11 protein-coding genes are annotated in these 12,686 nt (G+C 37.9%); all 11 read right to left on the minus strand.

Annotation, left to right across the window (positions count from 1 at the left end):
- Nucleotides 1-41: 41 nt before the first annotated feature.
- A complete protein-coding gene (tsf, locus tag ABH957_RS00225) occupies nt 42-929 on the minus strand; it encodes a translation elongation factor Ts (RefSeq protein ID WP_002088177.1) in 888 nt (295 codons plus the stop codon).
- Between the two features lie 103 nt (nt 930-1,032).
- Nucleotides 1,033-1,734: a 30S ribosomal protein S2 gene (rpsB, locus tag ABH957_RS00230; RefSeq protein ID WP_002088178.1), complete on the minus strand. Its 702-nt coding sequence runs from the start codon at nt 1,732-1,734 to the stop codon at nt 1,033-1,035.
- Nucleotides 1,735-2,088: 354 nt separating this feature from the next.
- The gene (gene codY, locus ABH957_RS00235) at nt 2,089-2,868 is read right to left on the minus strand and encodes a GTP-sensing pleiotropic transcriptional regulator CodY (RefSeq protein ID WP_002014541.1); all 780 of its coding nucleotides are present in this window, start codon (nt 2,866-2,868) and stop codon (nt 2,089-2,091) included.
- 77 nt (nt 2,869-2,945) lie between these two features.
- Nucleotides 2,946-4,337: an ATP-dependent protease ATPase subunit HslU gene (gene hslU, locus ABH957_RS00240; protein WP_002014539.1), complete on the minus strand. Its 1,392-nt coding sequence runs from the start codon at nt 4,335-4,337 to the stop codon at nt 2,946-2,948.
- A 22-nt stretch (nt 4,338-4,359) separates the two neighbouring features.
- Nucleotides 4,360-4,902, minus strand: coding sequence for an ATP-dependent protease proteolytic subunit HslV (gene hslV, locus ABH957_RS00245; RefSeq protein WP_002014538.1), 543 nt, complete (start codon nt 4,900-4,902; stop codon nt 4,360-4,362).
- A gap of 42 nt (nt 4,903-4,944) precedes the next feature.
- Nucleotides 4,945-5,844 (minus strand): tyrosine recombinase XerC, encoded by a 900-nt coding sequence (xerC, locus tag ABH957_RS00250; protein ID WP_404457866.1) that lies wholly within the window; start codon nt 5,842-5,844, stop codon nt 4,945-4,947.
- A 71-nt stretch (nt 5,845-5,915) separates the two neighbouring features.
- Entirely contained in the window at nt 5,916-7,220 is a 1,305-nt protein-coding gene (trmFO, locus tag ABH957_RS00255) for an FADH(2)-oxidizing methylenetetrahydrofolate--tRNA-(uracil(54)-C(5))-methyltransferase TrmFO (RefSeq protein WP_002066796.1), read from the minus strand.
- Nucleotides 7,221-7,268: 48 nt separating this feature from the next.
- On the minus strand, nt 7,269-9,347 hold the full coding sequence (gene topA, locus ABH957_RS00260) for a type I DNA topoisomerase (protein WP_002088184.1): 2,079 nt from the start codon (nt 9,345-9,347) through the stop codon (nt 7,269-7,271).
- 144 nt (nt 9,348-9,491) lie between these two features.
- Nucleotides 9,492-10,361, minus strand: coding sequence for a DNA-processing protein DprA (dprA, locus tag ABH957_RS00265; protein WP_404457811.1), 870 nt, complete (start codon nt 10,359-10,361; stop codon nt 9,492-9,494).
- A gap of 88 nt (nt 10,362-10,449) precedes the next feature.
- Nucleotides 10,450-11,352: a succinate--CoA ligase subunit alpha gene (gene sucD / locus ABH957_RS00270; RefSeq protein WP_002033796.1), complete on the minus strand. Its 903-nt coding sequence runs from the start codon at nt 11,350-11,352 to the stop codon at nt 10,450-10,452.
- A 19-nt stretch (nt 11,353-11,371) separates the two neighbouring features.
- Nucleotides 11,372-12,532 carry an ADP-forming succinate--CoA ligase subunit beta gene (gene sucC, locus ABH957_RS00275; RefSeq protein WP_002014529.1) on the minus strand — a complete coding sequence of 387 codons (1,161 nt, stop codon included), beginning with the start codon at nt 12,530-12,532 and terminating at the stop codon, nt 11,372-11,374.
- Between the last annotated feature and the right edge of the window lie 154 nt (nt 12,533-12,686).

Below are 12,686 nucleotides of genomic sequence, written 5' to 3' on the forward strand. Positions count from 1 at the left end.
TTATTTTAAAAAAGGGAACACAATGTGTTCCCTAATCTGTATTAGTTGTTACCTTTTACTTGGTTCATTACTTCTTCAGCAAAGTTGTCTTCGCGTTTTTCGATACCTTCACCAACAGCGTAGCGAACGAATCCTTTTAATGTTCCGCCTTTAGACTCAACGAATTGACGAACTTTCATGTCAGGATTCTTAACGAATGTTTGGTCAAGTAAGCAAATCTCTTCAAAGAATTTGCCAAGACGGCCTTCTACCATTTTCGCAACGATTTTTTCAGGCTTGCCTTCGTTTAAAGCTTGTTGTGTTAATACTTGACGCTCATGCTCAACTTCTTCAGCTGTTACAGCATCGCGGTCGATGTATTTAGGGTTAACTGCTGCGATGTGCATTGCTACATCTTTAGCAGCTGCTTCGTCAGTAGAACCTTCAAGAACTGTTAATACACCAATACGTCCACCCATGTGTAGGTAAGCGCCGAATGCATCAGCATCAGTTTTTGATACGATTTCGAAACGACGAAGTGTAAGTTTTTCACCAATTTTAGCGATTGCTTCGTTGATGTGCTCTTCTACTGTTTTGCCGCCTTCGATTGTTTGAGCCATAGCTTCTTCAACGTTAGCAGGTTTGTTAGCTAATAAGTGAGCAGCTAATTCTTTAATTAACGCTTGGAAACCTTCGTTTTTCGCAACGAAATCAGTCTCAGAGTTTAATTCTAAGATTAAACCTTCGTTACCGTTTGTTTCGATGAAAGTTAAACCTTCAGCAGCGATGCGATCTGCTTTTTTAGCAGCTTTCGCAATACCTTTTTCACGTAAGAAGTCAATTGCTTTCTCCATGTCGCCGTTAGTTTCTGTTAAAGCTTTTTTGCAGTCCATCATACCTGCGCCAGTTTTTTCGCGAAGTTCTTTTACCATTTGTGCAGTGATTGCCATATTTTTCATCCTCCTAAAATATGTATTTATACCTTTTATAAAGGTGTTTATACCTTAAAAAAGGTGATAAAAGGCCGAACCCCTTATCACCTTTCCAAATTTGTTACGCAGTAACAGTTTCTTCACCTTGTTTTGTTTCAAGGATCGCGTCTGCCATTTTAGATGTAAGAAGTTTTACAGCACGAATTGCATCATCGTTTGCTGGAATAACGTGATCGATTTCGTCCGGATCACAGTTTGTATCAACGATACCGATGATTGGAATGTGTAATTTGCGTGCTTCAGCAACTGCAATACGCTCTTTACGAGGGTCTACTATGAATAATGCACTTGGAAGACCTTTCATATCTTTAATACCGCCTAAGAATTTCTCAAGACGCTCTAACTCTTTTTTAAGTTGAACAACTTCTTTCTTAGGAAGTACTTCGAAAGTACCATCTTCTTGCATTCTTTCGATATCTTTAAGACGCTTGATACGCTTTTGGATTGTTTGGAAGTTTGTTAAAGTTCCACCTAACCAACGTTGGTTAACGAAGTACATACCAGCACGAGTTGCTTCTTCTTTAATAGCTTCTTGTGCTTGTTTTTTAGTACCTACGAATAAAATGTCTCCACCTTCAGCAGCGATGTCACGCATCGTTCTGTAAGCTTCCTCAACTTTTTTCACAGTTTTTTGTAAGTCGATGATGTAGATACCGTTACGCTCTGTGAAGATGTAACGCTTCATTTTTGGGTTCCAACGACGAGTTTGATGTCCGAAATGAACACCAGCTTCAAGCAATTGTTTCATAGAAATTACTGACATAATTTAGTTCCTCCTAAATGGTTTTTTTGATATCCTCCGTTTACTTCATCTCTAAGCGAAACTACGAACGTAGCACCAACACTTAAATCAGTAAACGTGTGTACTTTGTACTGACACCACTGCTTACTATATCATACTGAAATATTACAATCAAGTCGAAAATGCGAACAATGTAAAACTTTCTTTTTTTCACGCTCAAATCCTAGTATTACCAACCTTCAATTCCTTTAAGCAAGGAATTGAAGGTTAATTAATAGTTTTCTAATGAATGTTGTCATGACGCCTTACGTAAGCAAAATCATTCACTTGAAAAAACAAAAAACTCTCCTCAAGCGCGGAGAGTTTTTTTATAAATTAGTTTGTTTTTAATTTAGCAAGTTCCTGTAGAAACTTGTCGTTTAGCACTTTAATGTATGTTCCTTTCATACCTAAAGAGCGAGACTCAATAACACCAGCACTTTCTAATTTACGTAGTGCATTTACGATTACCGAACGAGTAATTCCTACGCGATCAGCAATTTTACTTGCAACAAGTAAACCTTCTGTTCCATTTAATTCTTCGAAGATATGCTCGATTGCTTCTAACTCACTGTAAGATAATGAGCTAATCGCCATTTGAACAACAGCTTTACTACGTGCTTCCTCTTCGATTTCTTCTGCTTTTTCACGTAAGATTTCCATACCTACAACAGTTGAGCTGTATTCAGCAAGAATTAAATCATCGTCTAAGAACTCTTGACCAAGACGAGCTAACACTAGTGTACCTAGACGCTCACCGCCACCAACGATTGGTACGATTGTAGTTAAACCTTGACCGAATAATTCTCTATTTTCTACTGGGAATGCTGTGTAGTCACTATCCACACCTAAATTTGAAGATGTTTCTGTAACATTGAATAAACTTTGCGTATACTCTTCTGGGAATTGACGCTCTGCAAGCATGTGCTTCATACGTTCGTTTTCGATTTGTTGGTGAATCGCATATCCTAATAATTTACCGCGACGACTTACAACGAACACGTTCGCTTCAATTACTTCACACATTGTGTCAGACATCTCTCTAAAGTTTACAGGCTTTCCTGCTGCGCTCTGTAATAACGCATTTAATTTTCTCGTTTTTGCTAATAATTCCATTTCAAAATTTCCTCCTACATGTTACTTACATATTTTTTCATCACTTGGAAACTAGGGCGAGTCACCTGATGACACTATTACAAAATAAACTGGCTCACATCTTTATTTTTAGCTATTGTCGCTAATTTTTCCTCAACATATTGAGGTGTTATCGTTATTTTCTCTAACGTAATTTCAGATGCCTCAAACGATAAATCTTCAAGGAGCTTCTCCATAACAGTATGAAGTCTTCTCGCTCCAATATTATCTGTATCCTGATTAACTTGATAAGCAATCTCAGCAATCTTACGAATAGCTTCGTCTGAAAATTCAATTTCTATACCTTCAGTCGCTAATAACGCCGTGTACTGTTTAATTAGCGCATTGTCAGGCTCGATTAATATTTTAACAAAATCATCCGCCGATAATTTTGTTAATTCTACTCGAATCGGAAATCTCCCTTGCAATTCCGGAATTAAATCCGACGGTTTAGACATATGGAACGCTCCAGCTGCAACAAATAAAATATAATCCGTTTTTACTGATCCGTATTTCGTTGCTACATTCGACCCTTCTACAATCGGTAAAATGTCACGTTGCACACCTTCACGCGATACATCTACGCTATTCGACTGCTTACCAGCAATTTTGTCAATTTCATCGATAAAAATAATCCCGAGCTGTTCAGCACGATAAACAGCCTCTTGTGTAACTTCATCCATATCAATTAAGCGCTGTGCCTCTTCATTTGTCAAGAGTTTTCTTGCTTCTTTTACAGAAAGTTTACGTTTTTTCGTTTTTTTCGGCATGATACTTCCTAGTGCATCTTGGAAATTCATTCCCATTTGCTCCATGCCAGTTCCTTGCAACATATCAAACATAGAAGACTGTTGTTCCGTCACTTCGATCGATATCACTTCATCTTCAAGAAGGCCTGCCGCAAGCTTTCTTTCCACATCTTGACGTTTCTTTTCGATTTCATCATCTTCCTGTGCATCAGATGTTTGGTTTGAATTTTGATTACCACCAAAAAGCATTTCTAATGGATTTTTAAATCCAGATTGTTTCTCCGGACTCGGCACTAAAATTTCAACAAGACGTTGATTCGCTTGCTCTTCTGCTTTATCTTGAACTTTAACTACCATTTCCTCTTTCACAATACGAACAGACGTTTCAACAAGGTCGCGGACCATCGACTCTACATCTCGACCCACATATCCAACTTCTGTAAATTTCGTCGCTTCAACCTTAATAAAAGGTGCTCCAACGAGTTTCGCCATTCGCCGTGCTACCTCTGTTTTACCAACACCTGTCGGTCCAATCATTAAAATGTTTTTAGGTGCAATTTCATCACGTAAATTTTCAACTAATTTACTGCGACGGTATCGATTTCGTAGAGCTACAGCAACCGCTTTCTTTGCATCTTTTTGACCGATGATGTATTGATCTAATTTTTCCACAATTTGACGCGGAGTAAAATGTAAATGCATATAAAATGCCTCCCTTACGATTCTACAATTCTTCAACAATTATGTTGTGGTTCGTATAAACACAAATATCGCCTGCAATTTCTAAACTGGCCTTCGCAATTTGTTTCGCTGTTAAATGTTCACTTGCATGTTGCTTTAAAGCACGACCAGCAGCAAGTGCATAATGTCCGCCTGAACCAATTGCTAAAATACCATCATCTGGTTCAATCACTTCTCCTGTACCTGAAACAAGGAGCATCGTTGTTTTATCCATGACAATGAGCATTGCTTCTAGCTGACGTAGCATTTTATCACCACGCCATTGTTTCGCCATCTCAACTGCAGCGCGCTGCAAGTTGCCATTATACTCTTCTAATTTTCCTTCAAACATTTCAAAAAGAGTAAATGCATCAGCAACTGATCCTGCAAAACCAGCTAAAACTTTCCCTTGGAAAAGTTTGCGAACTTTGCGAGCTGTATGTTTCATTACAACAGCATTCCCCATCGTTACCTGACCATCTCCAGCCATTGCACATTCTCCATTATGATGAACTGCAAATATCGTTGTAGCGTGGAAATTTCCCATAGAAAAAACTCCTTTATATGTTTTTATAGCCTTAAAAGCAATTTATGCCCGCGGGTGATGCTTCATGTACACAGAACGCAATCTTTCTTTAGAGACATGCGTATAAATTTGTGTGGTTGACAAATTCTCATGACCTAATAGCTCCTGCACAGTACGTAAATCCGCTCCTTCATCCAACATATGTGTAGCAAATGTATGCCTTAACATATGGGGACTTATCCGCATTGTAAGTGAAGCTTTCTTAATGAGTTCGTTCAAAACATAACGTACACCCTGATCTGTTAACGGCTTACCTTTCGCATTTAAAAATACCATATGAGATTGTTCTTCAGTCTTTTGAGCTAACTGTTTTCTTCCGTTCTCTATATAAGTAATTAAAGCATCTTGTGCATAGCTTCCGAACGGAATATATCTTTGTTTTTTCCCTTTTCCCATCACTAAAATTGTTCCCACTGCAAAGTCAATGTCGGTAAGTTGCAAATTAACGCATTCGCTTACACGAATCCCAGTTGCATACATCAACTCTAATAAAGCTTGATTCCTTTGACCTAATGGTGCCTCTGTATCAGAAACTTCAAACAATTCCTCTAACTCTTCAGCATATAAAAACTTTGGGATTGACAATTCTTTCTTGGGAAGTGACGCAAGTGCAAACGGATTATCTTTTTGATAACCTTCACGCATCAAAAAACGATATAAACTTCGTAAGCTTGATACTTTCCTTGCGACAGATTTACGGGCTAACTTCTGATCGTGCAACGTCGTCAAGTATAAACGAACATCCGCGTATGTAACATCTAAAAAAGAGGATATGCCTTCTCGCTCCATAAATTGCACAAAATGTTCTAAATCATTTTGATAACTTGCAATTGTATATTTTGAATAATTTCTTTCAATTTGTAAATATCCAACGAATAATTGTAACAATTTCTTCACATTCACATCCATATAATTCACCTCAATAAAGGCTACTAAATCGTATCACAACTTAGTAGCCTTTGCAAGAAATTTAATTAAATATTTACAAAATTTTGAATTGTTTCCAAAGCGCGTGTAGCATATGCTTCATTTCGCTCTTGTTTCTTTTTAATTTTCTTCTCTAACGGTGTAAATAAACCGAAGTTTGCATTCATTGGCTGGAAGTTTTTCGCATTTGTCGCAGTAATATAATTCGCCATACTTCCCATTGCAGTTACAGGTGGTAATACAACTGGCTCTTCACCTTGTACAAGTCGAGCAGCGTTAATACCCGCTAATAATCCTGATGCTGCTGATTCAACATAACCCTCTACACCAGTCATTTGACCAGCGAAGAATAAATCATCACGTTGTTTATATTGATATGTTGGACGAAGCAAATTAGGCGAATTAATAAACGTATTACGATGCATTACACCATAACGTACAATCTCTGCGTTTTCTAGTCCTGGAATTAGCTGTAACACTTCTTTTTGTGGTCCCCACTTTAAATGTGTTTGGAAGCCTACAATATTGTATAATGTTCCTGCTGCATCATCTTGACGTAACTGAACAACCGCATACGGTGTTTTCCCTGTTTTCGGATCTTCTAACCCAACAGGCTTCATCGGTCCAAATACTAACGTCTGTCTTCCTCTACTTGCCATAACTTCTACTGGCATACAACCTTCAAAGAAAATTTCTTTTTCAAATTCTTTTAAAGGCACTGTCTCAGCAGCAATTAAAGCCTCATAAAAACGATCAAACTCTTCTTCTGTCATTGGACAGTTTAAATATGCCGCTTCACCTTTATCATAACGGGATTTTAAATATACTTTATTCATGTCAATGCTGTCTTTCTCAACGATTGGCGCTGCAGCATCATAGAAATAAAAATAATCTTCACCTGTTAGTTTTTTTAATTGTGCAGAAAGATCCGGAGACGTAAGTGGACCTGTCGCAATAACAGTTGGTCCCTCTGGAATTTCAGTGATTTCCTCATTCATTACAGTTACGTTCGGATGATTTTTCACATATTCAGTCACTTTCGCCGCGAATTCATGACGGTCTACAGCTAAAGCACCTCCTGCTGGTACAGAGCACTCATCAGCTGCACGAATAATGACAGAATCCATTAGACGCATTTCTTCTTTAATAACACCAACAGCATTTGTCAATGTGTTTGCGCGAAGTGAGTTACTACATACTAATTCAGCAAATTTATCTGTATGATGAGCTGGTGTTTGCCTTACTGGTCTCATTTCATATAATTTTACTTGGACACCACGCTTTGCAATTTGGTAAGCTGCTTCGCTTCCTGCAAGACCTGCGCCAATGACGTTTACTACTTGTGTTGTCATATATATCACCTTTCCTTTTCTTCCCGAAAAAAATGTGAGCAGTTACGCTCACATTTGTTGTTCTTCTTCATAATCACACGAAATACATTGTACTTGCACGCCTTTTTTTAACTTTTTCTCTACGAGCATACCTTCACACTTCGGACATTTACGACCAATCGGCTTATCCCAAGATACAAAGTCACATTCTGGATACGTACCGCATCCGTAGAAAAGACGTTTCTTTTTATTACTACGGCGTTCAATAATTTGCCCTTTATCACACTTCGGACAAGTAACACCGATTTCTTTTACAATCGGTTTTGTATTACGACATTCCGGGAAATTTGAACAAGCCATAAACTTCCCATATTTACCCATTTTAAAGACCATCGGGTGACTACATAATTCACAGTCTTCCCCAGCTGGTTCATCTTTAATTTCCACTTCACGCATTTCTTTTTCCGCTTTTTCTAAGCGCGGTTCAAATCCTACGTAGAAATCATCAACAATTTTCACCCAATTTGCATTTCCTTCTTCTACTTCATCAAGGCTTTGCTCCATATTGGCAGTAAATTCAATGTTAATAATTTCTGGGAAAAACTCTAAAATAAGTTCGATTACTATTCCACCAAGCTCAGTCGGAACGAAGCGTTTATTATCTAAAGCAACGTATCCTCGTTTTTGGATTGTTTCAAGTGTTGGTACATAAGTAGACGGTCTCCCAATTCCAAGCTCTTCAAGTGTTCTTACTAGACGAGCCTCTGTATAACGCGGCGGAGGCTGTGTGTAATGTTGCTTTGGTTCTATATCTTTTGAAAATACAGTTTCACCTACTTCTAACGGTGGCAACATCTTATCCTTTTCTTCCGCACCATCATCTTTCGACTCTACGTACACTTTCATAAATCCTGGGAACTTTACAACTGATCCACTTGCACGGAACTGAACATTGTTATTAATGAGTTTCGCTGTAACAGTATCCATTATAGCAGATGCCATTTGACTTGCAACAAATCGCTCCCAAATCAGTTTATACAAACGGAGTTGATCACGACTTAAGAAACTTTTTAGTTCCTCTGGCTTTCTCATTACCGAAGTAGGACGAATCGCCTCATGCGCATCTTGTGCTTTCGACTTTTTCGTTTCTTTCCTCTTCTCTGTTCCTATGTATTCCGCACCAAACGCCTCAGTAATGTAATCACGAGCCTCTGTTTGAGCTGTTTCTGAGATACGTGTTGAATCAGTTCTCATATACGTAATAAGACCTACAGTCCCTTGTTTTCCAAGATCTATCCCTTCATACAGCTGCTGTGCAAGCATCATTGTTTTCTTTGCTCGCATATTTAACTTACGCGCTGCCTCTTGTTGCAAGGAAGATGTTGTAAACGGTAATGCAGGGTTACGCTTTCGCTCTTTTCGCGTTACATTTTCAACCGAAAACGCATTATCTTTCATCTTTTCGATTATTTCGTTCACTTGTGCTTCGTTCGTTAATTGAACTTTTTCACCATCTACACCGTAAAAGCTTGCTTCAAATGTGTCTTTCCCTTTGACAAATTCTGTTTTAATTGTCCAGAATTCTTCAGGTTCAAAACTTTGAATTTCTTTTTCACGTTCGATGATTAAACGAACTGCTACAGATTGTACGCGTCCTGCACTTAATCCTTTTTTTACTTTCTTCCATAATAAAGGACTAATATTGTAACCAACAAGACGATCGAGTATACGCCTTGCCTGTTGTGCATCTACTAAATCCATATTAATTGCACGAGGATATTTAAATGATTCTTTTATTGCATCTTTTGTAATCTCATTAAATACAACTCGGCAATCTGATTCAACGTCCACATTTAACGTATTTGCTAAATGCCAAGCAATTGCTTCTCCTTCACGATCCGGATCGGCCGCGAGATAGACTTTCTTTGCTTTTTTTGCCGCTGATTTTAAATCTTTTAAAACGGGACCCTTACCACGAATGGTAATATACTTCGGAGTGAAGTTATTCTTTACTTCTATCCCCATTTGGCTTTTAGGTAAATCGCGGACATGTCCCATGGACGCGACGACTTTGTATTTTTTCCCTAAATATTTTTCAATGGTCTTCGCCTTAGAAGGCGACTCCACGATTACGAGGTAATCTGACATGCTAGTGCCTCCTTAAGAGGTGGATTCAAGTCTTCATCAATCTTATTGATTTCTCTTGTTTTTGTCAATCAAGAATGAATATACCATACAGCGACAATCTACCATTTGTCAATAATTGTTTAATAAAAACATAAAAATATATGGTTAATTTAAAATTTCTTCAAGGATATCCTCCGCATTTCTTACTAGCTTGGCGCCTTGTTGAATTAGATGATTCGTTCCTGCTGCACTCTCTATAAATATAGGTCCAGGAAGCGCAAACACCTCTCTATTTTGTTCTAGCGCAAGGTCTGCAGTAATAAGGGATCCACTTCTCGTTTTTGCTTCTACAACTAAAACACCTTTACTTATACCGCTAATAATTCGATTTCTTTTTGGAAAATACCATTTTTTCGGCACATAATGGGGCGGATACTCTGTCAATAACAATATATAATCTTTCCACGTGTCATATAAACCTCTATTCTCCTTTGGATACATATAAGATAATCCGTGTCCTAATATTGCAATGGTCGGGCAATGCTGCCTTACTGTAACTTCATGAGCAATTGTATCTATCCCTCTTGCAAACCCACTAACAATAAGCCATTCTTTTTCAAGTAAAGGTTGTAAAATAAACTTCATACTCTCCTTTCCATATAAAGACGGTTCTCTCGTTCCAACAATCGCTAATTTATTTACTTTATTTAGAAAATCTCTTTCTCCTTTTCCGTATAAAACAAAAGGGGGATCTTGTATTTCTCGCAGTAATTGTGGATAGTCCTTATCCCATATTGTTATATAAAATATTCTCTTTTTTTCTAACTGGGATACATATTGTTGGAGATTTGAAATTTGAAGAAAATTTACTAGTTCTAAAGATTTTTTCGAGGATATTCCAGCGTAATATTCAAATTGTTTCGGACTAAAAGTGTATATTTCCTTCAGTTCTGGATCAACATATAGTAGTCTCTCCATCGCCTTCCAATGATCCGACAACATGTAATGAAGGTGCAATAAACGTTCTCTTTTCATCTCAATTCTCCTTACCCATAATTTTTATTATGTAAACAAAAAATGTGTAAAAAGACACCCTCTAATAAGAAGGTGTCTTTCAAAAAGATTAGTAGTTTTTACAAGTCTCAAATAATCCCTTTTCTTTTAAAACAGAGATTAATGTTTCACCCATAACAGCTGGTGTTTCCGCTACTTTAATACCACAAGCTTCCATTGTTTTAATCTTTTCAGCAGCAGTTCCTTTGCCGCCAGAAATGATCGCCCCAGCATGACCCATACGTTTGCCTTCAGGCGCTGTTTGACCACCAATGAAGCCTACAACTGGTTTTGTCATATTAGCTTGTACCCATTCTGCTGCTTCTTCTTCTGCCGTACCGCCGATTTCACCAATCATAATTACAGCATGCGTTTCTTCATCTTCATTAAATGCTTTTAACGCATCAATAAAGTCCGTACCGTTAACAGGGTCTCCCCCGATACCTACAGCAGTAGATTGGCCAATACCTTCTTGCGTTAACTGATGTACAGCTTCATACGTTAATGTACCAGAGCGAGATACGATACCAACATGACCTTTTTTGTGAATATATCCTGGCATAATACCAATTTTACATTCGTCAGGTGTAATGACACCAGGGCAGTTTGGTCCAAGTAAACGTGTATGTTTACCCGCCATATATCTCTTTACGTTTACCATATCTAATACAGGGATTCCTTCAGTAATACATACTACTAAATCAACCTTTGCATCAACTGCTTCCATAATTGCATCAGCCGCAAAAGCGGGTGGAACGTATACAACTGAAGCGTTTGCGCCTGTTGCTTTCACAGCATCTTCTACTGTATCAAATACTGGTACGCCTTCAATATCAGTGCCACCTTTACCTGGTGTTACACCACCTACAATTTTCGTACCGTATTCAATCATTTGCTTTGTATGGAATAACCCTTGAGAACCTGTAATACCTTGAACAATAACTTTTGTATCTTTATTAACTAATACGCTCATTTTTCTCCCCCGCTTTCTATTAGCCCACTAGTGAAACAATTTTTTGTGCACCGTCTGCCATAGATTCTGCTGCAACAATATTTAAACCAGACTCATTTAAAATTTTCTTTCCTAGCTCTACGTTTGTACCTTCAAGACGTACAACTAAAGGCAACTCAAGACCTACCTGCTTCGTCGCTTCAATAACACCTTCTGCGATAACATCACACTTCATAATGCCACCAAAAATGTTAACGAAGATACCCTTTACATTTTTGTCAGAAAGGATAATTTTGAATGCTTCTGTAACTTTTTCAGCTGTTGCGCCGCCACCAACATCTAAGAAGTTAGCCGGGTCACCATGGTAATGTTTAATGATATCCATTGTAGCCATTGCTAAACCTGCACCATTAACCATACAACCGATATTTCCATCTAAAGGAATGTAGTTTAAGTCATATTTAGAAGCTTCAATTTCTTTTGAATCTTCTTCTTCAAGATCACGAAGTTCTAAAATATCTTTATTGCGATATAACGCATTAGAATCAAAGTTTAATTTTGCATCTAACGCCATAACTTTACCGTCACCTGTTGTAACAAGTGGATTAATCTCAGCGATAGAGCAATCTTTTTCGATAAACGCACTGTATAAGCCCATCATAAACTTCACAGCTTGTCCTACAAGTTCTTTTGGAATATTGATGTTAAACGCGATTCTACGCGCTTGGAAACCTTGTAAACCTACTGCTGGATCAATATATTCTTTAAAGATTTTTTCAGGCGTTTTTTCTGCTACTTCTTCAATTTCTGTTCCACCTTCTTCAGATGCCATTAAAACAACTTGAGAAGTTGCACGATCTAATACAAGACCTACATAATATTCTTTTTTAATATCGCAACCTTCTTCGATAAGTAAGCGTTTTACTTCCTTACCTTCAGGACCTGTTTGATGCGTCACAAGTGTAGTTCCTAAAATGCTTTCTGCATATGTACGAACTTCTTCTAAATTTTTCGCAACTTTTACACCGCCAGCTTTGCCGCGTCCACCAGCGTGAATTTGCGCTTTAACTACACATACTTCCGTTCCTAATTCTTTCGCTGCTTCTACAGCTTCTTCTACTGTAAATGCAACCTTCCCGTTCGGAACGCTAACCCCATAGCTTCTAAGGACTGCCTTACCTTGGTACTCATGGATATTCATGGTCCCATCCTCCCCTGTTTTCCTGTTTTACTCGAAAAGTTTTTTAATGTTTAAAAAACATTACATTGCCATTGTATAAGATGATTGGCACGCTGTCTACAATAAAGTGTCAGAAAACTGAAATCGCTTTATTCTTTTTCGAAAATAATAATGT

Source organism: Bacillus sp. RC242, assembly GCF_044908245.1.
GTDB lineage: Bacteria > Bacillota > Bacilli > Bacillales > Bacillaceae_G > Bacillus_A > Bacillus_A mycoides.

Excerpts from the sequence above, each read along its gene's own strand:
- tsf (WP_002088177.1), bottom strand. The coding sequence starts at position 929 with ATGGCAATCACTGCACAAATGGTAAAAGAACTTCGCGAAAAAACTGGC.
- rpsB (WP_002088178.1), bottom strand. The coding sequence starts at position 1,734 with ATGTCAGTAATTTCTATGAAACAATTGCTTGAAGCTGGTGTTCATTTC.
- codY (WP_002014541.1), bottom strand. The coding sequence starts at position 2,868 with ATGGAATTATTAGCAAAAACGAGAAAATTAAATGCGTTATTACAGAGC.
- hslU (WP_002014539.1), bottom strand. The coding sequence starts at position 4,337 with ATGCATTTACATTTTACTCCGCGTCAAATTGTGGAAAAATTAGATCAA.
- hslV (WP_002014538.1), bottom strand. The coding sequence starts at position 4,902 with ATGGGAAATTTCCACGCTACAACGATATTTGCAGTTCATCATAATGGA.
- trmFO (WP_002066796.1), bottom strand. The coding sequence starts at position 7,220 with ATGACAACACAAGTAGTAAACGTCATTGGCGCAGGTCTTGCAGGAAGC.
- topA (WP_002088184.1), bottom strand. The coding sequence starts at position 9,347 with ATGTCAGATTACCTCGTAATCGTGGAGTCGCCTTCTAAGGCGAAGACC.
- dprA (WP_404457811.1), bottom strand. The coding sequence starts at position 10,361 with ATGAAAAGAGAACGTTTATTGCACCTTCATTACATGTTGTCGGATCAT.
- sucD (WP_002033796.1), bottom strand. The coding sequence starts at position 11,352 with ATGAGCGTATTAGTTAATAAAGATACAAAAGTTATTGTTCAAGGTATT.
- sucC (WP_002014529.1), bottom strand. The coding sequence starts at position 12,532 with ATGAATATCCATGAGTACCAAGGTAAGGCAGTCCTTAGAAGCTATGGG.